Annotated in this window: 23 protein-coding genes and 2 pseudogenes; 10 read left to right on the top strand and 15 right to left on the bottom strand. The window is 72.7% G+C overall.

Features of this window, described 5'->3' with window-relative positions; genetic code table 11:
- Nucleotides 1-24: 24 nt before the first annotated feature.
- Nucleotides 25-861: an aldo/keto reductase gene (locus AC3AGO_RS08530; protein ID WP_487819532.1), complete on the top strand. Its 837-nt coding sequence runs from the start codon at nt 25-27 to the stop codon at nt 859-861.
- Between the two features lie 45 nt (nt 862-906).
- On the opposite strand, the gene AC3AGO_RS08535 is transcribed toward AC3AGO_RS08530, so the two are convergent.
- Nucleotides 907-1,212: a 4a-hydroxytetrahydrobiopterin dehydratase gene (locus tag AC3AGO_RS08535; protein ID WP_487819533.1), complete on the bottom strand. Its 306-nt coding sequence runs from the start codon at nt 1,210-1,212 to the stop codon at nt 907-909.
- Between the two features lie 73 nt (nt 1,213-1,285).
- Complete coding sequence (locus AC3AGO_RS08540; RefSeq protein ID WP_487819534.1) at nt 1,286-2,494, bottom strand: FAD-dependent monooxygenase; 1,209 nt, start codon at nt 2,492-2,494, stop codon at nt 1,286-1,288.
- A gap of 149 nt (nt 2,495-2,643) precedes the next feature.
- Between AC3AGO_RS08540 and AC3AGO_RS08545 the strand changes: the two genes are divergently transcribed.
- Together AC3AGO_RS08545 and AC3AGO_RS08550 are read left to right on the top strand one after the other, a co-directional pair.
- Nucleotides 2,644-3,762, top strand: coding sequence for a TetR/AcrR family transcriptional regulator C-terminal domain-containing protein (locus AC3AGO_RS08545; RefSeq protein WP_487824577.1), 1,119 nt, complete (start codon nt 2,644-2,646; stop codon nt 3,760-3,762).
- Nucleotides 3,759-4,551: pseudogene (locus tag AC3AGO_RS08550) on the top strand (helix-turn-helix domain-containing protein). Before AC3AGO_RS08545 ends, AC3AGO_RS08550 begins: the two are co-directional and overlap by 4 nt.
- A 28-nt stretch (nt 4,552-4,579) precedes the next feature.
- Here the strand turns inward: AC3AGO_RS08550 and AC3AGO_RS08555 are convergent.
- A complete protein-coding gene (locus tag AC3AGO_RS08555) occupies nt 4,580-6,019 on the bottom strand; it encodes a nucleobase:cation symporter-2 family protein (protein WP_487819535.1) in 1,440 nt (479 codons plus the stop codon).
- Between the two features lie 129 nt (nt 6,020-6,148).
- On the opposite strand from AC3AGO_RS08555, the gene AC3AGO_RS08560 reads away from it, so the two are divergent.
- The 3 genes and pseudogenes from AC3AGO_RS08560 (at nt 6,149) to AC3AGO_RS08570 (ending at nt 7,771) form a co-directional block, all read left to right on the top strand.
- The gene (locus AC3AGO_RS08560) at nt 6,149-6,715 is read left to right on the top strand and encodes a helix-turn-helix domain-containing protein (RefSeq protein ID WP_487819536.1); all 567 of its coding nucleotides are present in this window, start codon (nt 6,149-6,151) and stop codon (nt 6,713-6,715) included.
- Between the two features lie 193 nt (nt 6,716-6,908).
- A pseudogene (locus tag AC3AGO_RS08565) lies at nt 6,909-7,217 on the top strand (2-oxoglutarate and iron-dependent oxygenase domain-containing protein); the annotation flags it as partial.
- Between the two features lie 119 nt (nt 7,218-7,336).
- Nucleotides 7,337-7,771, top strand: coding sequence for a 2OG-Fe(II) oxygenase family protein (locus tag AC3AGO_RS08570; RefSeq protein ID WP_487819537.1), 435 nt, complete (start codon nt 7,337-7,339; stop codon nt 7,769-7,771).
- 51 nt (nt 7,772-7,822) lie between these two features.
- On the opposite strand, the gene AC3AGO_RS08575 is transcribed toward AC3AGO_RS08570, so the two are convergent.
- A complete protein-coding gene (locus AC3AGO_RS08575) occupies nt 7,823-9,085 on the bottom strand; it encodes a M20 family metallo-hydrolase (RefSeq protein WP_487819538.1) in 1,263 nt (420 codons plus the stop codon).
- On the bottom strand, nt 9,075-10,445 hold the full coding sequence (locus tag AC3AGO_RS08580; protein ID WP_487819539.1) for an MFS transporter: 1,371 nt from the start codon (nt 10,443-10,445) through the stop codon (nt 9,075-9,077). The genes AC3AGO_RS08575 and AC3AGO_RS08580 overlap by 11 nt, the downstream gene beginning before the upstream one ends.
- 182 nt (nt 10,446-10,627) lie before the next feature.
- Between AC3AGO_RS08580 and AC3AGO_RS08585 the strand changes: the two genes are divergently transcribed.
- Nucleotides 10,628-11,839 carry a helix-turn-helix domain-containing protein gene (locus AC3AGO_RS08585; protein ID WP_487819540.1) on the top strand — a complete coding sequence of 404 codons (1,212 nt, stop codon included), beginning with the start codon at nt 10,628-10,630 and terminating at the stop codon, nt 11,837-11,839.
- A gap of 73 nt (nt 11,840-11,912) precedes the next feature.
- Here the strand turns inward: AC3AGO_RS08585 and AC3AGO_RS08590 are convergent, their stop codons facing one another.
- From AC3AGO_RS08590 to AC3AGO_RS08615, 6 genes are read right to left on the bottom strand one after another with little or no spacing between them, the layout of a single operon-like run.
- The gene (locus AC3AGO_RS08590; RefSeq protein ID WP_487819541.1) at nt 11,913-13,739 is read right to left on the bottom strand and encodes a complex I subunit 5 family protein; all 1,827 of its coding nucleotides are present in this window, start codon (nt 13,737-13,739) and stop codon (nt 11,913-11,915) included.
- Between the two features lie 4 nt (nt 13,740-13,743).
- Nucleotides 13,744-14,088, bottom strand: coding sequence for a sodium:proton antiporter (locus AC3AGO_RS08595; RefSeq protein WP_487819542.1), 345 nt, complete (start codon nt 14,086-14,088; stop codon nt 13,744-13,746).
- 4 nt (nt 14,089-14,092) lie between these two features.
- Nucleotides 14,093-14,833 carry an MnhB domain-containing protein gene (locus tag AC3AGO_RS08600; protein ID WP_487819543.1) on the bottom strand — a complete coding sequence of 247 codons (741 nt, stop codon included), beginning with the start codon at nt 14,831-14,833 and terminating at the stop codon, nt 14,093-14,095.
- Entirely contained in the window at nt 14,830-15,177 is a 348-nt protein-coding gene (locus tag AC3AGO_RS08605; protein WP_487819544.1) for a Na(+)/H(+) antiporter subunit B, read from the bottom strand. Before AC3AGO_RS08605 ends, AC3AGO_RS08600 begins: the two co-directional genes overlap by 4 nt.
- Nucleotides 15,170-15,634, bottom strand: a complete 465-nt coding sequence (locus tag AC3AGO_RS08610) for a monovalent cation/H+ antiporter complex subunit F (protein ID WP_487819545.1) — start codon at nt 15,632-15,634, stop codon at nt 15,170-15,172. The genes AC3AGO_RS08605 and AC3AGO_RS08610 overlap by 8 nt, the downstream gene beginning before the upstream one ends.
- The gene (locus tag AC3AGO_RS08615; RefSeq protein WP_487819546.1) at nt 15,631-15,825 is read right to left on the bottom strand and encodes a hypothetical protein; all 195 of its coding nucleotides are present in this window, start codon (nt 15,823-15,825) and stop codon (nt 15,631-15,633) included. The genes AC3AGO_RS08610 and AC3AGO_RS08615 overlap by 4 nt, the downstream gene beginning before the upstream one ends.
- A gap of 193 nt (nt 15,826-16,018) precedes the next feature.
- On the opposite strand from AC3AGO_RS08615, the gene AC3AGO_RS08620 reads away from it, so the two are divergent.
- Nucleotides 16,019-17,128, top strand: a complete 1,110-nt coding sequence (locus AC3AGO_RS08620; protein WP_487819547.1) for a fatty acid desaturase family protein — start codon at nt 16,019-16,021, stop codon at nt 17,126-17,128.
- Nucleotides 17,129-17,135: 7 nt separating this feature from the next.
- Here AC3AGO_RS08620 and AC3AGO_RS08625 read toward each other — a convergent pair whose 3' ends face one another.
- Complete coding sequence (locus tag AC3AGO_RS08625) at nt 17,136-18,641, bottom strand: amino acid permease (RefSeq protein ID WP_487819548.1); 1,506 nt, start codon at nt 18,639-18,641, stop codon at nt 17,136-17,138.
- A 269-nt stretch (nt 18,642-18,910) separates the two neighbouring features.
- A complete protein-coding gene (locus AC3AGO_RS08630; protein WP_487819549.1) occupies nt 18,911-21,052 on the bottom strand; it encodes a phage holin family protein in 2,142 nt (713 codons plus the stop codon).
- A gap of 219 nt (nt 21,053-21,271) precedes the next feature.
- Here AC3AGO_RS08630 and AC3AGO_RS08635 point away from each other — a divergent pair, with 219 nt between their 5' ends.
- Both AC3AGO_RS08635 and AC3AGO_RS08640 read left to right on the top strand, forming a co-directional pair.
- On the top strand, nt 21,272-22,048 hold the full coding sequence (locus AC3AGO_RS08635) for an MBL fold metallo-hydrolase (protein WP_487819550.1): 777 nt from the start codon (nt 21,272-21,274) through the stop codon (nt 22,046-22,048).
- Nucleotides 22,045-22,704, top strand: a complete 660-nt coding sequence (locus tag AC3AGO_RS08640) for a DedA family protein (RefSeq protein ID WP_487819551.1) — start codon at nt 22,045-22,047, stop codon at nt 22,702-22,704. Before AC3AGO_RS08635 ends, AC3AGO_RS08640 begins: the two co-directional genes overlap by 4 nt.
- A gap of 34 nt (nt 22,705-22,738) precedes the next feature.
- Here AC3AGO_RS08640 and AC3AGO_RS08645 read toward each other — a convergent pair whose 3' ends face one another.
- Together AC3AGO_RS08645 and AC3AGO_RS08650 are read right to left on the bottom strand one after the other, a co-directional pair.
- Nucleotides 22,739-23,833: an MBL fold metallo-hydrolase gene (locus tag AC3AGO_RS08645; RefSeq protein WP_487819552.1), complete on the bottom strand. Its 1,095-nt coding sequence runs from the start codon at nt 23,831-23,833 to the stop codon at nt 22,739-22,741.
- On the bottom strand, nt 23,834-24,946 hold the full coding sequence (locus AC3AGO_RS08650; protein WP_487819553.1) for an aminotransferase class I/II-fold pyridoxal phosphate-dependent enzyme: 1,113 nt from the start codon (nt 24,944-24,946) through the stop codon (nt 23,834-23,836). It lies immediately after the preceding gene.
- Nucleotides 24,947-25,010: the final 64 nt, after the last annotated feature.

The following is a 25,010-nucleotide window of genomic DNA, read 5'->3' on the forward strand; positions in this document are numbered from 1 at the left end:
TTCCAACGTGAGGACCGATCCCTCGTGAGCAACGTTCCCACCATCACCCTCAACAACGGCACCACCATGCCGCAGCTCGGCTTCGGCGTCTGGCAGGTGCCGGACGACGAGGCGGCGAGCGCCGTTGGCTCCGCGCTGGACGCGGGCTACCGCAGCATCGACACGGCTGCGATCTACGAGAACGAGAAGGGCACGGGCCAGGCCCTCGCCGCCTCCGGTCTGCCCCGCGAGGAGCTCTTCGTCACCACGAAGCTGTGGAACAGCGAGCAGGGCTACGACAGCACCCTGCGCGCCTTCGACCGCTCCCTGGAGCGGCTCGGCCTCGACTACGTCGACCTGTACCTGATCCACTGGCCGGTGCCGGAGCAGGACAAGTACGTCGACACCTTCAAGGCTTTCGAGAAGCTGCAGAAGGACGGCCGCGCGAAGGCGGTCGGCGTCTCCAACTTCCAGCCCGCGCACCTGCAGCGGCTGCTGGAGGAGACCGGCACCGTCCCGGCCGTCAACCAGATCGAGCTGCACCCGCACCTGCAGCAGCCCGTCCCGCGCGCCTTCCACGCCGACCACGGCATCGCCACCGAGGCCTGGTCGCCGCTGGGCCAGGGCAAGGACCTGCTGCAGGAGCAGAAGCTGGTCGCGCTCGCCGAGAAGCACGGCAGGACGCCCGCGCAGATCGTGCTGCGCTGGCACCTTCAGCTGGGCAACGTCGTCATCCCGAAGTCCGTGACCCCGTCGCGGATCAAGGAGAACATCGACGTGTTCGGCTTCGAGCTGGACGCCGCTGACATGGACGAGCTGGCCGGTCTGAACACCGACACCCGGCTCGGCCCGAACCCGGACGAGATGAACTGGCTCGGCTGAGACCCGGCCGCCCCGGCCGGGTCCCCACCGCTCCGGTGGCTCCGGTCAGCTCGCACCGTGGCCCGCCGCGATCTGTTCGACGCGGCGGGCCAGTGCGATGTCCAGCTCCGTGATCTTCCCGCCCACGCTGTGCGTGTTCACGGACAGGGAGAGCTTGTTGTAGCTCAGGTGCATGTCCGCGTGGTGGCCCAACTCCTCCTGGATGGCGGCCACATGGATGACCATCGCGGCGGCGGGCAGATGCTTGTCGAACGCGTACGTCCGGCCGATCACATCCCCTTCGGCGCTCCAGCCGGGCAGATCGCCCAGCGCGTCCTCGATCTCCTTCTGCGACAGCGGCTCGGGTGCCATGACGTGCTCCTCGCTTCCGGTGGACTCCACCTCCACCCTAGGTCGCGTCGTCAAAATCCCGCCTGTCGGACCGTCAGGCCACGGCCGGGCGGGCGTAGTAGTCCGGCAGCGCGATGTCGCCCGCCTTGGCGAACTGCGCGGCGAGAAGACTGCGCATGGGCCACCTGTGCATCGCGCGCATCGAGGCGGACCGCAGCCGGATGCCGAGCGCGGTGGACGGGGCGTACCCGCCGGCTCCGCCGGGCGGCAGCTGCTGCGCCCGGCCGACGTAGGGCCGCATGATCCGGTCGTAGTTCCGGAAGGCGGCACTGTGGCCGTCCCCGGCGGCGAGTTCACCTGCGAGCACATAGGCGCCGGTCAGCGCCAGGCTCGTGCCGAGCCCGGTGAGCGGCGTGGGGCAGTATCCGGCGTCCCCGACCAGCACCGTCCTGCCCCGGGACCAGCCGTCCAGGCGCACCTGGCCCAGGGTGTCGAAGAAGAAGTCGTCTGCTTCGCGCATGGCGCGCAGCAGACGCGGCACCTCCCAGCCGCCGCCCGCGAACCGCCGCTCCACCAGGGCCTGTTGGGCCTCGGTGTCCCGCCGGTCGCAGTCGGGCGGTGGCCCCCGGAAGCTGAGCCCCGCCTTGACCTCGCCGGGCAGCCGGCCGGGCCGGGCGGAGGCGACGAGCCCGCCGGGCGCGTTGAACATCCTGTACCAGCCGTCGAGTCCGAAATCGCCGGTGGCGGTGAACCACGCGGTGTGCACATCCAGCGGCCGGACGGCTTCCTCCTCCGGGCCGAAGGCGAGCGCCCGCACCGCGGAGTGCGGCCCGTCCGCGCCCACGACCAGGCCGAACCGGCGGGGCGCCGCCTTCTCGAAGCGGACGGTGACGCCGTCGGCGTCCTCGTCGAGCGCGGTGACGGTGTCGTCGAAGAGATACTCCGTGCCGGGCAGGCTCGCCTCGTACAGCAGCTCCGCGAGATCGCCGCGCAGGATCTCGATCTCGGAGACGATTCCCTCGCCGCCGAAGCTGTCGGCGGGCATCCGCGCGGTGATCCGGCCGGACGCGTCGACGACGGCGAAGCCGCGCTGCTCGACGGTCCTCTCCAGCACCCGGTCCATCAGCCCCATGCGGCTGATCACTTCACGCCCCGCGCCGCGCAGATCGACGGTCTGACCGCCGGGACGGAGCGCCGGCGCGCGTTCGACGACGGTGACGCCGAAGCCTGCCGCGCGCAGCCAGTACGCCAGCGCGGGACCGGCGATACTCGCGCCGGAGATGAGTACATCAGTGTTCCCCATGCCGCGAATGTACAGCGTACGCATCAACCGGGCAAGTGCCATCACTCTTTCTGGTGTGGTGTTTTGACGATTACTCGCACTAGTGCGGTGGGTTCGGCTACGGTGGTACGCACATGGGGTGCACTAGTGCGGAGGGGCCGGTGGAGGACATGACGGCGGGGAAGGCGACAGCGCTGGAGACGAAGGCCGCGGAGACGACGGCCGCGCAGACGACAACCACGGGGGCGACGGCCGGACAGCAGGGCACGGCGCGCTACAGCCGGATCGTCGCCGAGCTGCGGCAGCAGATCGTCTCGGGTGCGCTCGCGCCGGGCGACAGAGTGCCCTCCACCCGGGAGATCACCCGGCGGTGGGGCGTCGCGATGGCGACCGCCACGAAGGTGCTGACCGAGCTCCGCCACGAGGGCCTGGTCCACGCGGTGCCGGGGATCGGCACCGTCGTCAGCGGTACCGGCGGCGCACAGGACGGCACGCCCGCCGAGACCGCGTTGGAGTCCTCGACGGCCGCGGAAGTGTCGGCTGCGGAGCGGGCGGCTGGAGCGGCGGGCGAGGCGGCGCGCGGGTCCGGCGGCCGGAGAGACGGCCGGGGAGACGGCCGGGACGGGTCGCTCGGCCTGGAGCGGATCGTGGCCGCCGCCGTCGACGTCGCCGACGCGGAGGGGCTGGCCGTCCTGTCCATGCGCAGAGTCGCGGCCGAACTCGGCGTGGCCACCATGTCGTTGTACCGGCACGTGGCGGACAAGGACGATCTGCTCCTGCGGATGATGGACGCGGCCCTCACCGCATGGCCGTTCCCCGAGGAGCCGACCGGAGGCTGGCGGGACCGGCTGGAGCTGGCGGCCCGGGCCCTGTGGGCGACGTTCCGCCGGCATCCGTGGCTGGCCCCCGCCCTCTCGGTGACCCGGCCGCAGCTCGTGGCCGGCGCCGTGCCGTACACGGAGTGGGTGCTCGACGCGCTGACGGGCCGGGGCCTCGGCGTCCAGACCATGTTCACCACCCATCTGACGCTGTTCAACTATGTACGCGGCACCGCCGTGCACCTGGAGCTGGAGGCCGAGGCCCAGGCGCACACCGGCATGGACAGCGAGGAGTGGCTGGACACACAGCAGCCCGCGCTCCGGGCGATCCTGGACACCGGACGGTTCCCGCAGTTCGAGCAACTGGTGACACACGGGTACGACTTCGACCTGGACGGCCTGTTCGAGTTCGGCCTGCAGCGTCTCCTCGACGGCACGGCCGCGCTCATCACTGAGGGGGACACGGCATGACGCACACGGGCACCGGCAAGGCCGCGCGGGTGGGCGGGCTGCTGCGCGAGTGGCGGCGCAGGGCGGGGGTCAGCCAGCTGGACCTGGCGCTGCGGGCCGACTCCTCCGCGCGGCACATCAGCTTCGTCGAGACGGGGCGGGCGCGCCCCAGCGAGGAGATGGTGCTGCGCCTCGCCGGACATCTGGACGTGCCCGTGCGGGAGCGCAACACCCTGCTGCTGGCGGCCGGTTACGCACCCCGCTTCCCGGAGACACCGCCGGACGGCAAACGGCTGTCCGGGCTGCGCGCGGGCCTGGAGCGGATGGTCACGGCGTACGAGCCGTACCCGGCGCTGGTCGTCGACGGTGCCTACGGTGTGCTGGCGGCGAACCGCGGCATCGGAGCGCTGCTGGAGGGTGTCGCCCCGTGGCTGCTCGAACCGCCGCTGAACGCCATGCGCCTGACGCTCCATCCGGACGGGCTCGCCCCGCGCATCCGCAACTTCCGCGAGTGGCGCGGACCGCTCGGCGCCGCTGCGCACCCTGTACGAGGAGGTCGTCGGGTACGCGCTGCCGGAGGGCGGCGACGAGGAGGCGGGCAGCGACAGTCCGTACGCGCTGCCGATGGTGCTCGAGTGCGGGGACGAGGTGCTGTCATTCGTGTCGACGATCGCGACGTTCAACACCCCGCTGGACGTGACGGTTTCGGAGCTCGCGGTCGAGACCCTCCTCCCCGCGGACTCCGGCACGGGCCGGGCCCTCACCCGTCTGGTGCCGCCGCGCGAGGAGGAGCGGATACCGCACGGCTGACGGGGTGCGGGGTGCCCGGCCGGACGGTTCAGGACCGGCCCGCCACCGGGGCGGCATCCCGCGCCCCGGCACCGGCGGTGTCAGGGCTGTCCGTGTCCGCGGCTTCCGTGTCCAGGCTGCCCGTGCCCTCGTCGGGGACGCGCCCGGACGGCTCAGCCGTGCGGCCCCAAGGAGTGTGGTGGAACAGCAGGTTGAGCAGGAAGGCGACGATCGCCGCCGCCGTGATGCCGCTGCCGGCGATGATCTGGAACCAGGAGGGGAAGTGCTCGTAGATACCCTCGGCGGACTCCGGGAGCAGCCCGACGCCGATGGCGACGGACGCGATCGTCAGGTTCGGTCCCTGCGCCAGATCGCAGCGGCGGAGCGTGTTGATGCCGACGGCGGTGACGGTGCCGAACAGCGCGAGGGCCGCCGCTCCCACCACGGGCCCGGGCAGCGCGGCCACGAACTCGCCCAGTTTCGGGAGCAGTCCGAGCACGAGGAGCATCCCGCCGGCCATGGCGGTGACGTAGCGGCTGGCGACGCGGGTGAGCCCGACGAGGCCGACGTTCTGTGTGAAGACCGTGTCCAGGAAGGCGTTCATGACGCCGCCCAGCACACCGGACGCGCCGTCCGCGGCGAGTCCGCGAGCGAGGTCGCGGGGACCGATCTCCTTTCCGGCCGCCTCACCGACCGCCATGATGCTGGCCGTCGACTCGGTGAAGATGACGAGCATGACGACGCACATGGAGATGACCGCGGTCGGCGGGAACTCCGGTGCGCCGAAGTGGAACGGGGCCGCGACGCCCACCCAGTCGGCCTTGCCGACCGCGGAGAAGTCGGTCAGTCCCATGGGTATCGCGGCGAGCGTGCCGGCGACGAGCGCGATGAGCACGGCGACCTGGCCGAGGAGGGCCCCTCCGAAACGCTGGAGCAGCACGACGAGGACCAGTACCGCAGCCGCCAGGCCGATTTTGGAAGGTGCCGCGTGGTCGGGTGCCTTGGGGTCGTCGCCGGTGATGAGGCCGGCCGCGACACCGATCAGCGAGATGCCGATCACGGTGATCACGACACCGCTGACGACGGGCGGGAAGAACCGTACGAGCTTCGCGAACGGTACGGCGATCAGCAGCCCGAACACCCCTGCCGCCAGCATCGATCCGTACACCGCGGGCATCCCGTACTCGCCGGCGATCAGGATCATCGGCGTCAGCGAGGAGAACGTGGCCCCTGTGACGATGGGCAGCCGTACGCCGAGGATCCGGCGCACGCCCAGGCTCTGGATCACCGTGATGATCCCGGCGACGAGCAGATCCGCGTTGATGAGCAGCCCGATCGTCGACTTGTCGAGCCCGGCCGCCGCGCCGAAGACGAGCGGTACGGTGATGCAGCCGGTGTACATGATCAGTACGTGCTGCAGGCCGAGCGCGGTCAGCCTGCCCAACGGCAGGCGCATGTCCACGGGATGGACGGGCTTGGTGGGATCCACAGATGCGCTCCCAGAGTCTCGGCTGCTGTCGTACGCCGGGGCGTACGCTGACGCCGAGCATTGAGTCATCTCCATGTTCATTGCCTGAACCAATGCCGTTAAGGGCGCGTTACGACGGAAGGGGCCGCCGTGGCCGAGGACCCCGAGGCCGGCCGGCTGGCCGCCGCCATCGGCGCCGCGGTGCGCGCGGCACGCCGCGAGGCGGGGCTGACCGTGCAGGCGGTGGCGGAGAAGGCCGCGATGTCGCAGCCGTTTCTGAGCCAGATAGAGAACGGCCGGTCCATGCCGAGCGTGATGACGCTGCACCGGGTGGCGGGCGTGCTGGGCACCTCGGCGCACGCGCTGCTCGCGCAGGGTGCCGTGCCCCGGGTGTCGCTCGTGCGGCGGGAGGAGGGCCGCCGGCACCAGCTGGCCCCGGGCTCGCAGATCAGGATGCTCACCGACGGCCGCAGGGACATGGGCGCCTGCGAGGTCATCGCCGAGCCCCGTGTGCAGTCCGACGCGCGCACGGAACACGAGGGCGAGGAGCTGGTGTACGTCATCGAGGGCGAGGTGGTCATGGAGGTCGGCACGGAGGAGTACGTGGTGCGGGCCGGCGACTCGCTGCACTATCCGGCGGGTGTCGCGCACCGCTGGCGCAACGACGGCGACCGGATGGCGCGGATGCTCATCGTCGGCTGCCCCGCGACCTTCTGACGCTCCGTCGGACCGGCAGCCCCACTCCCCCGGCGGCCCGCCGCGCCACGCGTCCACGGCCACCGTTCCGCATATCGCCGGCCCCACTGACTCATTGACGTGAGCAATGACGCGGTGGTGTCATCCCTCCCATCGCACGGCCGACCTGACAGCCCGCGCCCCACTCCCGACCGACCTCGTGGAGGAACTGCTCATGGTCGCAGCGCACGCCACGGACGGTGTCCTGGACGTCCCCGTCATCGACCTCACCGACTGGTACGACGGCACTCCAGCGCAGCGGGCCGCCGTCGCCGGACGGGTGGACCGCGCCTGCCGCGAGGTGGGTTTCATGCAGATCACCGGACACCGTGTCCCGGTGGCCGCCGCTGACGGACTGGCGGCGGCCGTCGACGCGTTCTTCGGGCAGGACATGGCCGCCAAACTGCCCTGGCGCACGCCCGATCCGTCCGTCAACCGCGGCTACAGCCCGCCGCGTGCGGAGAAACTCAGCCACAGCCTCGGCGTCGCCTCGCCCGAGGACCTCTTCGAGGCGTTCAACACCGGCTCGGAGACGGGCGACCGTCCCCCTATGGGCGTCGGCCAAGGCGCCGACCCGGCGAAACTGTCGTCGACAGTGGTCAGATGGGCATGGGGGCGCACACCGACTACGGCATCGTCACCGTCCTGTGGGCGGACGCCGTACCGGGGCTCCAGATCCTCGACAGTGACGGCGTGTGGCACGACGTCCTCCCGCGCCCCGACGCACTGCTCGTCAACCTGGGCGACATGCTGGCCCGTTGGACCGATGACCGCTGGCTGTCCACGCTGCACCGGGTGCTGCCGCCGACCGACGCGGAGGGCCGGCTGGTGCGCCGCCGCAGTGCCGCGTACTTCCACGACGGCGACCCGGACACGCTCGTCGAGACTCTGCCCGGCTGTGTGGAGGAGGGCGCGGCGCCGCAGTACGGGCCGATCACCGTTCGGGAGCATCTGTGGCAGAAGCTGGCAGGCTCGCGCGGCCTGGAGCTGAACGCGGACGCCGGCCGGGAAGCCGCCCGCCTGGAAGCGGGCGGCTGACCCCGGCCGCCGGACAGCCCGTGCACAGGGCCGCCGGCCGTCCGACTGCGGTCACGCCCGGTCGAGTTCGCCCCGGCACAGCCGCTCGGCCACGTCCGTCAGCACGTCGACACCGGCGCAGATGTCCGCGTCGGCGGTCTCCTCGCGCTCGTTGTGCGAGATGCCCTCGACGCTGGGCACGAAGAGCATCACCGTCGGCACGATGTCCTTGAGATTCGTCGAGTCGTGCCCGGCGAGGGTGAGCATCGGCCGGCACAGCAGCCCCAGCCGCGACGCCGCGTCCCGGGCCAGTGTCACGCCCTCCCGCTGGTAGGACTGCACGGGCCAGCGGTGTGCGCTCTTCTTGACGATGCGCACCCGCACATCTTTCTCGATCTCGGCGAAGATGCGCTCCAGTTCCGTGTCGGCCTCCTGCAGTACGTCGCCGTCGGCTGACCGCAGATCGAGGTGCAGATCGGCCTCCCGTGCCACCACCACGGGAGAGTTGGGGTACACGAAGAGCTGTCCTGCCGACGTGTGCAGCACTCCGGGCCACTTGTCGGCCAGTTCGCGCACCGCCACGATCACGCGCGCGGCGCCCAGCAGCGCGTCCTGCCGGTCCTCCATCACGGTGGACCCGGTGTGCGACTGGTCGCCCTGTACGGAGATCTCGTACTTGTGGGCCGCCCAGTTGGACTCGACGAGCCCGATGGTGGTGCCCTCCTCCTGCAGGATGCGGCCCTGTTCGATGTGGATCTCCGCGGCGAACGCCGCCTCCGGGCCGTCCTCCCCGCCCAGCTGCCCGGTCTCCCGCAGCGCCTCCTCCACGGTGGTGCCGTGCCGGTCGGCGGTGGCCAGCGCCTGCTCGAGGGGCAGCTTGCCGCAGTAGACGGCGCTGCCCATCATGCTGGGCTTGAAGCGGGAGCCCTCCTCGTTGAACCAGTCGACCACGGCCAGGTTGTACGGCGGCGGGTCCTCCGACGCGGCGACACGCTCCCGCACCCTGGCAGCCGCGTGGGCCGCGGCCAGCACTCCGTACGCACCGTCGTAACGCCCGCCGCGCGGCTGCGAGTCGAGGTGCGAGCCGAGCAGTACGTACGGTGCGCCGGGTGTCCATTCGACACGTCCGAAGAGGTTGCCGGCGCGGTCGGGTGCGACGGTGAAACCGCGGGCCCGCAGCCAGCTGGACAGCCACTCGCGGGTCTCCTTGTGCGCCTCCGTGCCGGCCTGCCGCTCGACTCCCCCGGCCTCCGTCGCGCCGAACGCGGACAGTTCGGCGAAGTCCTTCACTACGGCGCGGTCCTCGGCCGACTGCGGTGAACGGTCATCGGACATGGGCGGGTCCCTTCTGTTGCGGCTCTTCGACGGCCAGCCGGGGAGCGAACACCCCGCCTGCCGCCGTGGTGAGAGAGATGACGATGAGGAGCGCGGCCGCCGTCCATATCCGGCCGCCGCTCGCGGAGAACACGGCCGTCGCGATCAGCGGCACACAACCGCTGATCACCGCCGCCGCGTTGGAGGCGATCGCCACGCCGCTGTAGCGCAGCCGGGCGGCGAACAGTCCGGTGAGGACGGAAGCGCACGCGCCGTACGGGAACGACAGTCCGGCGACGCCGAGCGTCATCCCGGCGACCAGCAGCAGCGGCTGTCCCGTGGAGATCAGCCAGAAGACGGGGAAGGCGGCGACGGCCGTCGCGACGCCGCCGACGACCACCACTCGTGCGGCGCCGTACCGTTCGGCCAGCCGCCCCGCGGCGAGGATGACGAGGATCTCGCCGGTCGCGGCGACCAGCGTGCCGGTGAGCAGGATGTTCTGGTCCATGCGCAGCACGCGTGTGCCGTAGCTGATGACGAAGGTGGTCACCAGGAAGAAGCCGGCCATGCCCAGCAGGGCGACACACATGCCGGCCAGGACCTGCCGCCACGAGTCCCGCAGCACCGTTCTGATCGGCGCGTGCGCGATGTCGCCCTCCTCCAGCAGCGCCGCGAAGGCGGGCGACTCCTCCAGGCGGGAGCGGATGAACAGGGCGACGAGCAGCAGCGGGATGGCGGCCAGGAACGGCAGACGCCAGCCCCAGGAGTCGAAGTTGTCCTTCGACAGCAGTGACACGAGGACGAAGGCACCGGACGACATGAGGGTGCCGACCGGTGAGCCGATGAGCGGCAGCGCGGCGTACCGGCCGCGCTTCGCGGGCGGCGCGTGCTCGACGGCGATGATGATGGCGCCGGACCACTCACCGCCCAGTGCGAGGCCCTGTACGACGCGCAGAAGTGTCAGCAGAACGGGCGCCGCGACGCCGATGGACAGGGAGTTGGGCAGCAGCCCGATGCAGCCCGTGGAGGCGCCGATCAGTGTGACGGTGATGAGCAGGGTGCGGCGGCGCCCGATCCGGTCGCCCATCCGTCCGAACAGCAGCCCGCCGGCGGGCCGGGCGATGAAGCCGACGGCGAGCGTGGCGAACGAGGCGAGCGCGGAGGTCACCGGGTCGTCGGAGGCGAAGTACTGGTGGTTGAAGACCAGCGCGGCGGCGGTGGTGAAGAGGAAGAAGTCGTACCACTCGAGGGAGTTGCCGACGAGCGCGCCGACGGCGACCTTCGTCGCCGTGCGGTCGTCGAGCGCGGGGGCGGAGGGAGGCGGTCCGCCCGGCCTGTCGTCGGCCGGGAGTACGTCCTCGGCGGCGGCACCTGTCGTCATGCGGGTGATCGTAGGAACGGCAGTCGCACACCGTCACCCCACGCGCTGCCCCTGTCTGTGGGGCCCGTACTGTGCAACTGCACTGTGGGAGAGCCCGTGTGCGGAACCGGTGCCGCCTGTTCCCGCCGGAGCGCGCCCGCCGCGGAGGAGTCGGTTACCGGCGTGTGATGGGGATGTACGGCATGCGGAACATGGCACGGCTGCGGCAGGAGACACTGCCGCGCTGGAAGGCGCTGCTGGCCGAACTGGCGGGCAGGGAACAGCTGCTGCTCGATGAACTGATGCGCAATGTGGCGGGCGGTGAGCGGTATTACGGCGGGCTGGTCGGCCGCGGCGACTTCCGTACGGTGTCGGCGGACGCCTTCCGCTATCTGCTGGGCGTCCTGGCGCACGGCACGCCGCCGCCCGGACTGGCCGATCTGCCCCGCCACATCGGGCGCGCCCGCGCACAGCAGCGCGTCCCGCTGGAGAGCCTGGTGTCCACGGTCCGCGGGGACTTCGCCGTCCTGTGGTCGACGCTGCTGTGGATCTCACGGGCCTCCGACATGCAGGTCCTCGTCGCACACGTCGACCATCTGTGGCGTGCCGTGGACGACTTCGCGACGGAGGTCCAGCTGTCCCATCTGCGGGAGAGCGCGAGCCGTACGGAGCTCGATCTGGGCCGCCAACGCTCCATGATCTCGGCGCTGTTCAGCTCGCAGGAGCTGACGCCGGGCCTCGTACGCCAGGTCGCGGGCACCCTGGGCGTTCCCGAGGAGGGCCCGTACGAGGTGGCCGCCGTGGACCCGGAGGACCGCGGACGGCTGGAGGGGTACGTGGCGGAGGCCGGGGCCCGCGGCGTGCGGGTGTTCCGGCACGAGGCGGAGGACGCCGTCATCGCCTTCTGGACCGGGGAGGGCCCGCCCCTGGAGGGCATACGCTGCGGCCGCGACCCGGCGGGCCCGCACACCGCGGACCGTGCGGACGGTACGGGCGGCGGCCGCTCCGCGGACGGCGCGCGGCTCGGCGGGGTGCCGGCGCGGGCCCGTACCGCGGTGCGGGTGCTGCGCGCGCTGCCGTCCGGACGGCGGGAACCGGCCACGATGACGGAGGTGTGGGAGCGCATCGCGGCCGAGGAACTCCGCGCCGCGGCACCGGACTTCCTCACCGGCGCACGGTCCGCGCTGGACGGCTGCGCACCGCCCGAACGGGAGCGGCTCGTGGAGACGGCGCACACGTTTCTGGCCCGCGGTTCGGTCGCGGCCACGGCGACCGTGCTCTACTGCCACCGCAATACGGTGATGGCCCGCATGAGCCGCTTCCGGGACGTGACCGGACTGGACCTCACGGTGCCGCGCGAGGCGTCACTCGCCGGCGTCCTGCTCGCCCTGACGGACGACGGGCTGACGGGCTGACGGGCTGACGGACGACAGGCTGACCGGTCGGCCTGTCACGTGCCGGCCGACCGGCGCACATGCCCGCCGCGCGTCACCATGCCGTGCCGCGCGCCGCGAGCAGCGCCAGCAGTGCCATGCCCGCCACCGACCAGGCCGCGTAGTCGCCGATGTGACCGGACTGGAGCCGGCGCAGCGGCTTGAGCAGCGCGGCGGCGGCCCCGGGGTGCGGGTGCCGCAGGGCGAGCGCCGCGCAGGCGCAGCCGAGCAGGGTGGACAGCAGTCCGAGCAGCACTCCGGTACCGGTCCAGTGCGCGGGGGTGAAGTGTTCGCGGGGCGCCGTCATCCCGTCGAGCACCGCCGCCGCGTACGTGTGGTGCGAGGCGAACAACGCGCCGGCGCGGCCCGCCTGTTCGCCGAGCTGCGGCACGAGGCCCGCGGCAAGACCGAGCACCAGAAGCACCGCGGGTACCGCCAGCATGGTGGCGGGCGCACGGCCCAACTGTCCGTCGGTTTCCGGCTCCTCGTCGCCTGTTGTCTCCTCCTGTGCGCCGGCTTCGCTCTCGTACGGCCGCCCGGCCCCCGCGAAGATCCGCGCACCGGCGCGCAGCACCGCTCCCCCGGTGGCCGCGGACACCAGCACGAACACGGCGGTCAGCCAGTGCGCGTCCTTCCCCGCGGCCTCCTCCGCGACGGCCTTGCCCAGACCGGCGCCGAACGGCGGCAGTCCGCACAGGGCGAGCCCGCCGGCGCAGAACAGTACGCCGGTGAGACGGAGTTGCCGCCCTCTGCCGTGCAGTTCGTGCTCGTCGACGGAGCCGCAGCAGTCCAGAAGGATGCCGGTACAGGCGAACAGGGCGGCCTTCACCCCGGCGTGTCCGAGCACATAGAGCGCGGTCCCCGCCGTGCCCTCCGGCGTCAGCACGGCCACCCCGGTCAGGAACAGTCCTGTGTGCGCGACGGTGGAGAAGGCCAGCAGCCGTTTGAGGTGCCGCTGCTGCCAGCACATCGCTGCCCCTAGCAGCGCGGTCAGCACGCCGACGGTGAGCAGCGTACGGCTCGCCACCTCGTGGGGCACTCCGCCCGCAGTGGCGAAGACGGTCCAGTAGACGCGTGCCACGCCGTACACGCCGAGCTCCACCATCACCCCGGACAGCAGCAGGCACACGGGTGTCGGGGCGACGGCGTGCGCGTCGGGCAGCCAGAAGTGGAACGGTACGGCCGCGGCCTTCGTCAGCATGCCGGCCAGCAGCAGTACGAACGCGGCCAGGACGAGCGGGTCACTGTCGTACGTCCCCAACGCCCTGCCGAGCTGCGCCAGTCCGAGCTCGCCGGTCCGGGCGTACAGCAGGGTGATGCCGAGCAGCATGGCGTAGCCGCCGAGCGAGCCGACGACGCCGAAGGCCAGCGCGCCCTGCAGCGGCCTGCGTTCCTCCACGTGGTAGCCGGTGAGCGCGTAGGCGACGACGCCCATCAGCTCGTAGCAGACGAACAGGTTGAACAGGTCGCCGGTCAGGCAGAAGCCGCACATGCCGGCCTGGAAGAGCAGGACGAGGGCGGGGAACGCGCCGCTGCGGCGCGGGGGTTCGTCGAAGTAGCGCCAGGCGTACACGAGCACGGCGACGGTCAGCAGGGAGGCGAGCGCGGCGAGGCCGAGCCCGATGGCGTCCCCGGTCAGTGCGATGCCGACGCCCTCACCGTCCGCGCCGGGGCGCCAGCCGCCGAGCCAGCCGACCGCGTACGGGTCGCCGTGGGTGACGGAGACGAGCGCGCACAGGGCGAGGCCCGCCGTCGCCGCGGCGACGGCGCAGCCGGTGGTCTCCGTGGCGACACGCGGCAGCTTCCGGCCTGCCGCGACCAGCACGGCGGCGCCCAGCACGGGAACGGCGACGAGGAGCGGCAGCAGCCGGGCGGCGTCCAACCGGTCACCCCTTGAGTTCTGACAGGTCGTCGGGGTCGACGGTGCCGTGCCGCTTGCTGAGCTGCACGGCGAGGGCGAGCAGCAGCGCTGTGACGGTCGCGCCTACCACCACGTCGGTGAGGGTGAGGGCCTGTACGACGGGGTCGACGACGCGGGCGTCCGTCGGCACGTCGGAGAAGACGGGCGCGGTGCCCTCGTGCCGGTAGCCGACGGCGAGCAGCAGCACGTAGGTGGAGGACTGGGTGACGGTGAGACAGCCGACGGCGTGAATGAGATTACGGCTGGTGACCAGCCCGTACACGCCGATCAGGAAGATCCAGCCGGCGGTCAGATACGGCAGGATGCCCACCGGTTCACGCTCCTTGCCGTTCGGGGGCGATCTCGACGGCCTGGTCGAGGAAGCGGGCGAGCAGCACGACGACGCCGCAGGCGACCTCCATGCCGATCGCCGCGTTGAGCAGTGGCACGATGCCGCCGGACGACAGCGTGTTGAACGTTCCCAGGGGCAGCACGTTCGCCAGGAAGGCCGATCCGGCGAGGGCCGCGGCAAGTCCGGTGACGACGTAGGCGGCCTCCGCCGCCGCGTCGCCGACCTCGAACAGGCCGATGGGGCGGATGCGTTCGAGCGCCCGGTAGTCGACGGCGACGTACAGCAGGTGCAGCGCGGTGGCGGCCACGACGCCGCCCTGGAAGCCGCCGCCGGGGCTGAGCTGTCCGTGGGCGACGACGTACAGGCCGGCCAGGAGCGCGACGGGCAGCAGCACGAGCCCGTACCGGCGGATGCGGACCGGCACACGGGCGGGACGCGGAGGCCGGGCCTCCTCGTCGGCGGTCTGCCGCAGCAGCACGACGGTGCCGAGCACGGCGGAGAAGAAGATGGCCTGTTCGCCGAGTGTGTCGAAGGCACGCTGGTCGAAGTTGACGGAGGACACGGTGTTGGCGGTGTGCCGGGACAGTGCGGCCTGCACCGCGCGCACGCCGTACGGATGGTGGTCGCTGCCGAAGCCGGGGAGGCCCGTACAGGCGAGGACGAACAGTGCGGCGAACACGGCGCCGCCGGCGAGGAACAGCGCCACGCGCACCCGCCGGCTCACCGGCCCTCACCACGCCCGCCGTTGCCCGCAGCACCGCCGTCCGCAGCGCCGTTGTCCGCGGTGTCGTCGTCCGCGTCGTTCACAGAACGGCTGTCCGTCCGGTCCGCGGGCCGCCTCCGCACCTTGTGCACCGTCAGCAGCATCATCAGCGGTGTCACGGCCGAGCCGACGGCCAGTTGGGACAGTGCCACGTCCGGCGCCTGCACGAAGGTGAACAGCAGGGCGAGGGACAGGCCGAGGAACGAGAGCACGAGGGCCTGGCGTACCGGTTCCCGGTTGAGCACCGCGGCGGTGGCCGACGCCGCCACCAGCAACAGCGCGCCGGCGATGAGCACTTCAGTCATCGGCGGCGCTGCCTTCCCGCTCCCCCACGGGTTCCGTCCCGTGGTGCGACCCGGCGCTCGTCAGCAGGCTGCCCGCCAGCAGCAGCACGCCGATGACGAACACTTTGACCGACTCCCGTGTCACACCCGCCGACACGCACAGCGGCACCACAGTGAGCGGCACCGCGCACAGGGCGGCCCACCGCACCGGCCGTGCGGGCGGCAGCCCTCCCGCGAAGCGCGCGAAGATCAGCGTGCCGGTGGGGCCGAGCACCGCCAGGACCAGCGCCAGGTCGAGATAGGCGGGGCGGTCGAAGCCCCGCGCGACGAGCAGCAGCGTCAACGCGCCCAGGAGCGACGCCATGTTCTGCCCCGCGATACGGTCACCGACGGGCCCGTACGCGACCCGCCACAGCACGGGGAGCAGGGCGGCGAACGGTACGAGGGCCACCGCCAGCCAGCCGGCGGAGACCGTCACCCGGAACCGCCCCGTCCGGCCGCCGCCTCGCGTGCGGCCCGCGCGGCCACGGCGCACAGCAGGGCGGCGAAAGCGCCTACGGTGGCCTCCAGCATGTCGACCGTCGAGATGAGGACGAGCCACAGCAGAGTCAACGCGGCCCACCACGCGAGCACTTCGGCGGCTCTCTTACGGAACCGGGCCTCGGCCACGCGTGCCACCTCCTCGCCCGCCCCGGGACGGGCATGCCTGCGGCAGGAACGCACTACCGGTACCACGCGGGGACGGGCCCCACACGCGCCCGATGGTGTACTCAGCACCACCCCTCAGGCCCCGGGTGGCCCCCGTGACGGGAGGCGTGCTGAGCGGCTGTCCGCGCGCACCGCGCTCGGCGAGGCTCGATACATGACGACAGCGACCGACGCACTCGGCACGTCCGGACCGGCCCGGCCGGCACCGGCCGGCACCGGAACCGACAGTACGGAACGCGGCAGGCCGGCCGGCGGTACGGACACCCGCGGCAGTGACTACGCGCGGCTGTCCAAGCAGGTCGCGGAGGCCGGACTGCTGGAACGCAGGCCCGGCTACTACGTGCTGCGGCTGACCCTGGTGGGCCTGGCCCTCGCGGCGGGCGTGGCGGCGTTCCTGCTGCTCGGCCAGAGCTGGTGGCAGCTCGCCGTGGCCGGCTACTTCGGCCTGATGTTCGGCCAACTGGCGCTGGTGGCACACGACCTGGCGCACCGTCAGGTGTTCCGCGGGCGGAAGGCCAGCGAGGTGGGCGGCCGGCTGGTGGGCAACCTCGGCATCGGCATGTCGTACGGCTGGTGGATGAACAAGCACACCCGCCACCACGCCAACCCGAACCACGAGGACCTCGACCCGGACGTCGCCCCCGACATCCTCGTCTGGTCCACCGACCAGGCGCGCGCGGCGAAGGGGCTGCCCGCGTTCGTGGGCCGGCACCAGGCGGCACTGTTCTTCCCGCTGCTCACGCTGGAGGGCTTCAACCTCCGGGTGTCGAGCGTGCGGGCGCTGCGCAAGCCGCACATGAAGCAGAGGGGCCTGGAGGCCACGCTGCTCTTCGCCCACGTGGGCTGCTATCTGGCCGCGCTGTTCCTGGTGCTGTCACCCGGTATGGCGGTCGCGTTCCTGCTGCTGCACCACGCCGTGTTCGGGGTGTACCTGGGCTCGATCTTCGCCCCGAACCACAAGGGCATGCCGACCCTCACGGGCGACGACCGTCCGGACTTCCTGCGCCGCCAGGTGCTGACCGCCCGCAACGTACGCGGCGGCCCGGTCACCGACGTCGCGCTGGGCGGCCTCAACTACCAGATAGAGCACCATCTGTTCCCCAGCATGCCCACCCCGCAGCTGCGCCGCGCCCGGCCCCTGGTCCGCGCGTACTGCGAGGAACTGGGGCTGCCGTACCACGAGACGGGGCTCGTGGCGTCGTGGCGGGAGGCGCTGCGGCACCTGCGGGACGTCGGTGCGCCGCTGCGGGGCGGGCAGAACTGAGGGACTGTCAGTGCTCTTCGGAGACGAGCGCGGGCGCCTGCTCGCCGTCGTCGGCAGCGGACCGGACGTCCGCGCCGCCGGCGGCTTCCGCGCTGCCGGAGCCGTCCGCGTCGTCCGCGCTGCCGGTGCTCCCGGCCCCGGCTGCCGCCGCCTTGTCGCGGCGGGCGGCCAGCCACACGTACACCAGCACACCGGCGAACAGGAACATCACGCCCTGGTAGACGGCCGCGTATCCGGCGCCCGCGACCAGCCACAGCGAGAAGCCGAACCCGATCAGCGCGAGCACGCCGTCCCGCGCCAGCCGGCCGCGGCCGACCTTCTCGCCCTGCCCGGAGGCGAGGAAGTACAGCTGCGCGGCGGTGGACAGCAGGTACGGCACGGTGGCGGTGAAGGTCGTGATCAGCACCAGGCTGTTGAAGGCGCCGGCCGCGCCGCCGGTGTAGTTGACGATCGTGAGGATCGACGCGAGCACGGCGCCGATGACCACGCCGGTCGTCGGCACACCGCGCCGCTTCCGCGCGAACACCTTGGGGAACAGGCCGTCCTGCGCGGCGGCGTACGGGGCCTGGGCGCTCAGCAGCGTCCAGCCGTTCAGCGCGCCGAGGATGGACACCAGCGCGGCGCAGGCGATGGCGGTGCCGCCCCAGGAGCCGCCGAACATGGCGTTGACCGCGTCCGAGAAGGGCGCGCTGGAGTCGACCAGCTTGTCGTGGGCGACGAGCCCGAACACCGAGACGGTGCCCAGCAGATAGACACCGGCGGCGCCGAGGGTGCCCAGCACGCTCGCCCGGCCGACGTTGCGCCGCGGGTCGCGGACCTCGCCGGCGCTCATCGAGGCGGACTCGACGCCGAGGTAGCTGAACAGCAGGATCGCGGCGGCGGCCGTGACACTGCCGACGGCGCCGTGGCCGCTCGCCTCGAACGGGCCGAAGTTGTCCGTGTCGAGGAAGAACAGTCCGCCGACCGCGACCAGCAGCAGCGGGATGAACTTCAGGACGGTGGCGACGACTTGGACGGCACCGACGTAGCGCGTGCCGGCCAGGTTGGGGAGCGCCGGCAGCCAGATGGCGGCGAGCGCGGCGGCGACGGTGAGCGCCTTGGAGTGCTCCAGGGGCATCAGCACGCCGAGGTAGCCGACGCCGGCGACGGCCAGCGCCGCGTTGCTCGCCCAGGTGGTGATCCAGTACGTCCAGGCGCCGAGGAAGCCGGCGAAGTCGCCGAAGGCCTCGCGGGCGTAGACGTACGGGCCGCCGGTCCGCGGGTTGCGCTGTGCCAGCCGCCCGAAGACCAGCGCCAGCGCGACGGCGCCGACGGTGAGCACGACGAACGCGACGAGGCTGATGGTGCCGAACGGCGCGACGGAAGCGGGCAGCATGAAGATGCCGCCGCCGATGATGTTGCCCATGACCAGAGCGGTGGCCGTGGGCAGCCCGAAGCGGCGGGAGTGCGGTGAACCCTCGCCTTCAGGGGCCCGCTCGTCCTCCCGGGGAACGGCAGCAGAAGAGGTGGACATGCGTGGGAGAGCCTTTCGCGCGCAGCGGGAAACGGTCGGCGATCGCGGAGCCCTGTCAGGGACTGGGTGAGCGTATGCCTGCCGCGCGCCGTTCCGGAAGAGCGAATTCCATACTCGGGCGCCGGACAGGCGTCTCAAAATCGCCGTTCAAATTCCGTGAACTCTCGTCAACGGCAGTAAATCGTGCGGCCGCTGCCCGAATCGCGCCGCTTTCCTCCGAGGCCCCGTCCTACGGGTCGGTACGTGTACGCCGCCCTTCGGCCGTCCGCTCAGCGGAGTGCCGCGTCCGCTGCACGGACGGCTTCGGAGACCCCGGCCGCCGGAGCGCCGTCGAAGGCGCCCGCGGACTCCGCGAGCCAGCGGCGCAGCACGGCGTGCACCTGCTCGGCGCCGACCAGGTGCTCCCCCGTCGGCGTCGGCGCCGACAGGTCGGCGGGCGACAGCAGGAACGGCTCGTTCTGTTCGCCGCCGAGGCCGCCGTGCGAACCGATCTGCTCCTCGAAGGCGTGCACGTTGCCGGTCTCCGGGTCGACGCAGGAGTTCACCATGATGTCGGCGACGTGCGGGAAGCCCGCCGTGCGGCGCACCGCGTCCGCGGCGCCCGCGCCGAACGGCTCCAGCGGATCGCGGCCGCCCACGATCTCCCCTGTGTCCAGGCGGTGTTCGGATCCGGAAGCGCCCAGCACCACGTTGCCGTGCTCCTCGCTGCGGACGAGCAGGAAGCCGATGCCCTGGTGGTCGGCGAGCGCCCGCAGCAGTGCGGGGTGCCGTTCCTCGATCTGCTCGCGCGTGATGCGGCCCGGCACGTCGGGGAAGGAGACCAGGCCGAGGTTGCCGGAGGCCAGCACCACCGGGCCCGCCGTGCGCGGCGGTTTGTGCGGCGGCTCCTCGGCCGTGGTGTGCCGGTGCGGTCCGCGGCCGTTCTCCGGACGGTGCAGCGCGGCCCGCGCCGACGTCCGCGCCTCGGCTCCGCTCGGCGTCCGTCCGGCCCGCCGCGACACCGGCAGACCGCAGCCGGCCCGCACCAGGTCCTCCAGCGACAGCCCGTACGCACCGGCGAACGTCTCGCCCTCGCTCTGGCCGTGGTCGGAGAGCAGCACCAGCCGGTACGGACGGGGCGCGCGCTCGGCGACCTTGGCGATCAGGCCCACCGCGCGGTCGAGGCGGCGCAGCACCTGCCGGGTGTCCCGTCCGTACGGGCCGGAGTGGTGGGCCACTTCGTCGTACGCGACGAGGTCGGCGTAGACGGAGGTGCGGCCGCTGAGGATGTCGCCCAGCACGGCGGCCACCACCACGTCCCGCTCGACGACCGTCGCGAAGGCCCGGATGAAGGGGTAGAGACCGCCGCGGGACACCCGCGGCCGCTCTTTGCGCAGCCGCGAGCGTACGGACTGGCCGATCTCGCGGAACACCTCGGCGACGAACGAGACCGCGGTACGGGTGGCGTTGGCCGGGTCGGAGAAGTACGCGAAGTATCCGGCGCGGGACCGGTTGTCCTTTCCGCGCCGGGCGGCGACCGACAGCACGAGGGCGACCTGCCCGGCGCCCCCGGAGAAGAGGTTGCCGCGGCTGGCGCCGTCCAGTGCGAGCAGGCCCCGGTCGGCGGTGCGGGCGACGGCGCGGCGCTGCAGTTCGGCGGCGCTGGAGGGACGGTTGCTCACCATCACCTCGCCGGTCTCCTTCTCGTACCAGCGGAACGCGGGCACGTCGTCGTTGCTGCCGTGCAGGATGCCCAGCTGGCTGCCGCCCGTCTGGCTCGACCAGTCGGTGCGCCAGCGGGAGAGCCGGTGGCCGCCGTCGCACAGCGCCGCGACCGTCGGCATCAGCGGCGGCGACCCGTCGTCGCCCTCGGTCAGCGCACTGCGCAGCCTGTCGTGTCCCAGTCCGTCCAGCTGCAGGAAGACGGTGCCCGGGGTGCCGGGCTGTGCGCCGTTCCCGGCGCGGCGCCGGTCACGGTCGGCGAGCCGGGACAGCCGCCGCCTGTACGCGGTGTCGTCCCGTACGGCGAGGAAGGTGCTGGTCGCCGAGGAGGCGGCGGACATGACGGCGGCGACGACGACGGCCATGTCCAGGTCGGCCTCGCCGCGGTCGTACGGGATGAGGTACAGCGCGAGCCACAGCAGCGAGCCGTTGAGGAAGAACACCAGGGCGCCCAGCACCGCGGCGGGCACCAGCAGCAGCGCCCGCACGAGCACCGGCCAGACCAGCGCGCTCAGCAGGCCGAAGGCGCCCGCGCCCGCCGCCGCCGTGACACCGGTGACGGTCGCGCTGTCCCCGTCGACCGACTGCAGGCGGAACGCCGGCAGCAGTCCCGCGAGCACCAGCATGGTCAGCGTGGTGACCGCCCACACGGCGAGCACCCGGAGCACCGCGGCCCCGAGATTCCGCCAGGGTGGCAACCTCAGCCGCACGCGCCGTCTCCTTTTCCCTCTTCGCACCGATTCGTTCGTGCCCCGTCGCATACGCGTTCCCCGTCACATACACGCGGCATGCTCCACTTTTTCACACCGGCCTGCCCGCCGTGGGCGGCGTCCCGCGTCCCGTCGCCGGGCACCGTCGTACGCTCGGGTGGGCGCCGTGCCCGACGGGGCCGCAGCGCTGAACGAGACCCGCGAGAGGAGGGCGTGCCCGTGCCCGTGGAGGTCACATGGTGGGGGCACGCGACGACGACGGTGCGGGACTCCGGCGTCACGCTGCTCACCGACCCGCTGCTGGTGCGCCGCATGGCACATCTGCGGCGGCGGCGCGGCGCGCTCCCGCCGGCTTCCGCGCTGCGGCCCGACGCCGTGCTCGTCTCCCATCTGCACTCCGACCATCTGCACGTCGCCTCCCTGTCGCAACTGCCGCCCGGTACGCGGGTGCTCGTGCCCCGCGGCGCCCCCGACGCCGTGCCGGGCCTGCGCCGCCTCGCGCATCTGCTGCGGCTCACGCAGGTCTCGGAGGGCGACGCCGTACGGCTCGGCCCCGTGACGGTCCGCGCCGTCCCCGCGCGGCACGACGGGCGGCGGCTGCCGTACGGGCCTCAGCGCGCGCCGGCGCTCGGCTACGTCGTGGAGGGCGAGGAGCGTACGTACTTCGCGGGCGACACCGGCCTGTTCGACGCGATGGCCGAGGCGGTCGGCCCGCTGGACATGGCGCTGCTGCCGGTCGGCGGCTGGGGCCCGTACCTGGGCGAGGGTCATCTGGACGCGGCGCGGGCCGCCGAGGCGCTGGCCCGGCTCGCGCCGCGCGGCGCGGTGCCGGTGCACTACGGCACGTACTGGCCGATCGGCATGGACGCGGTCCGGCCGCACGAATTCCACGCGCCGGGCGACGAGTTCGCACGGCTGGCGGCGCGCACGGCGCCGCAGACGGCCGTGTACCGGCTGGAGCACGGCGAGAGCGTACGGCTGGAGGCCGCCGGATGACCGCGCCCGCGGATCTCGGGGCGCTGCTGGGGAGCGCGGCGCAGACTGTCGTGCCGCCGGAGTCCACCCAGCAGGCGATCGGCTACCCGTCGCTGTTCCTGCTGGTGGTCCTCGGGTCGCTGGTGCCGGTGGTGCCGACGGGTGCGCTGGTGAGCAGCGCCGCTGTGGTGGCCCTGCACCAGAGCGTGCCGGCCGTGTCGATGGTGTGCGTCTTCGGGGTGGCGGCGCTGGCCGCGTTCCTGGGCGACATCGGGCTGTACTGGCTGGGCCGCCGCGGCGTCGGGTCGAAGAACGGTTCGCGCTGGCTGCAGGCTCTGCAGGACCGGGCGGCGCCCGAACGGCTGGAGCAGGCGCAGCGGAAGCTGCGGGAGCACGGGGTGGCGGTGCTGGTGCTGTCCCGGCTGATCCCGGCGGGGCGGATTCCCGTGATGCTGGCGTGCCTGCTGTCGCACATGCGGATGCGGGAGTTCATGCGGGGCGACATTCCGGCGTGCCTGGCGTGGGCGGTGACGTACCAGATCATCGGCGTCGTCGGCGGGTCGCTCTTCCCGCAGCCCTGGGAGGGCGTGGTGGCGGCCGTCGCGCTGACCCTGCTGATCAGCGCGGTCCCGTCGCTGTGGCGGCGGATCAGCAGCCGTGTGGCGGCCCGCCGCTGACGGACCGCCACACCACACGCTCACGCGCCCATGGTCACTCCATGACGCGGGACCCGCCCACAGGCAGGTCCCACAGATCGCTGCGCGGGCGGCCCGTCGCCGCCCAGGCTGACCGCACCCGGGCAAGCGGCTCCAGCGGCGGCTCGCCGGACAGCAGGAACGTCGCCCAGTGCATCGGGGCCATCGCCGCCGCGCCGACGTCGGCGCAGGCCTGCACGGCCTCTTCCGGGTCGGTGTGCACCGGCTTGAGCATCCACCGCGGGTCGTACGCGCCGATCGGCAGCAGGGCCAGGTCGATGCCCGGGAAGCGGCTGCCGATCTCCGCGAACCAGTGCCCGTATCCGGTGTCGCCCGCGAAGTACACCCGCTGGCCGTGCGGGTCCGTCAGCACCCAGCCGCCCCACAGCGACCGGCAGGTGTCGGTCAGTGTCCGCTTGGACCAGTGGTGGGCCGGCACGAAGTCGAACCGGACGGTGGTGCCGCCCGGCGCGGGCAGTTCGGCGCCCTCCCACCAGTCGAGCTCGGTGACCCGTACGAAGCCGCGTCTTCTGCACCACTTGGCGAGCCCCGCGGGGACGAACAGCGGGGTGTGGCGCGGCAGTCGCTTGAGGGTGGGCGCGTCCAGGTGGTCGTAGTGGTTGTGCGAGATGACGACCGCGTCGACGGCCGGTACGTCCTCCCAGGGCACGCCGACCGGCGTCACGCGCGCGGGAGTGCCGAGGATGCGGCGCGACCACACCGGGTCGGTGAGCACCGTGAGACCGCCGATGCGCACGATCCAGCTGGCGTGCCCGGCCCAGCTGACCGCGACGGTCCCGGCGTCCACGTCCGGTACGGGGGCCGGTTCGTACGGCAGTTGGGGAATCCTGTTGAGAACCTCGTGGGCGGGGCGCATGGAGCCCTCGCGGGCCATCCGCGCCATGGCGCGCACTCCGGGCAGCGGGGAGGTGAGCCGGTCCCCGAAGTTCCGCGGCCACAGCCTGCGTGCTCCGACCGGGACCGTCTCCGTACCGTCCGGCGGTCCGGCGGCGGGCCGGGTGAGCACGGCCTCGTGCCGGTCGTCGCCGTGCGGTTCCGGCCTGCCGGCACCGGTGCCGGGGGCGCTGCCCCGTGAGTACGCAGCGGACATCTAGTCACGGCTCCCGTCTGTGAGTTCGGTGAGCGCCGATTGCAGTGACCCCAACGCCCTTGCCACGGCCGGTGATTCCAGCGGGTCGGGAAGTGTGAGGGAGTCCACTCCGCCGAGCAGCTCCGTGGAGAACCGCACCCGCAGCGCCTGCGGATCGTCCCCGAACCGCTGGCCGCCGGTGACGTACGGACCGAGCCCGCGCACCAACTCCGCCTCCAGGCGCGCCGCGTCCCGCACCCCGCGCGCCGCGAGCCGCGGACGCAGCGGTTCCAGGTCGGCGTACACGTACCGGCCCAGGTGCGGCGGGCGGCACAGTGCGCCGGTGGCGGTGACCGCGCGGTGCAGCGCCCCGGAGAGCAGGCCCTGCGCGCGGACGGCGGCGGCGCGTTCCTCGCGCCGCGCGTCCGGTTCGGACAGCGCCTCGGCGGCGGCCGCCGCGACCGGGTCGGACAGCTCGGTGTGCAGCGCGTCCAGTACGCCGCCCACGTCCGCGCGCAGTTCGTGTCCGCGCACGGTGTCGGAGAAGCGGGCGATGCCGGCGTGCAGGCCGCGCGGCAGCAGTGCGGGTCCCAGTCCGGCGAGGACGACGACGGACTCGGCGTGCCCGCTCTCCGCGAGCATCTCCGCGGGGCTGACGACGACGGTGTCGTGCGGGTCGTGCTGGGTGTCCCGCCAGGTCTCGTCGCTGACGACGAGCAGCCCCTCGTCCACGGCCGCTTCGCACACCTCGTGCAGCAGTTCGGGCGGGATGGCCGTGCCGGACAGTCCGTCGGCGACGGACAGTACGAGCACCCGCGGCGCGTGTTCGGCGCCGCCGGCCTCGGCGCGGGCCCGGCGCACCGTCTCCAGCATCGCGAAGGGATCGGGCACTCCGCCGCACTCGGCGGGCACCGGGACGCCGTGCACGCGGCGGCCCAACAGCCGTGCCTGGGGCGCGTACCACTCGGCGCACGGGCGGGGCAGCAGCACGCTGCCGCCGGTCACGGCGAACAGGGCGAGCAGGAGGAGGGGTGCTCCGGGGGCCACGGCGACCTGTGCGGGCGCGGTGTGCATGCCGCGGCGCTGCCAGTACCCGCAGGCGGCGACCGCCGCCGGATGACCGGTGCGCTGCATCCGCTCTGCCTCCGCCGCTCCGCTGTCCGTACATCCGACACATCAGACAAACCCGTGCAACGCG

Source organism: Streptomyces sp. BL1 (assembly GCF_057628045.1).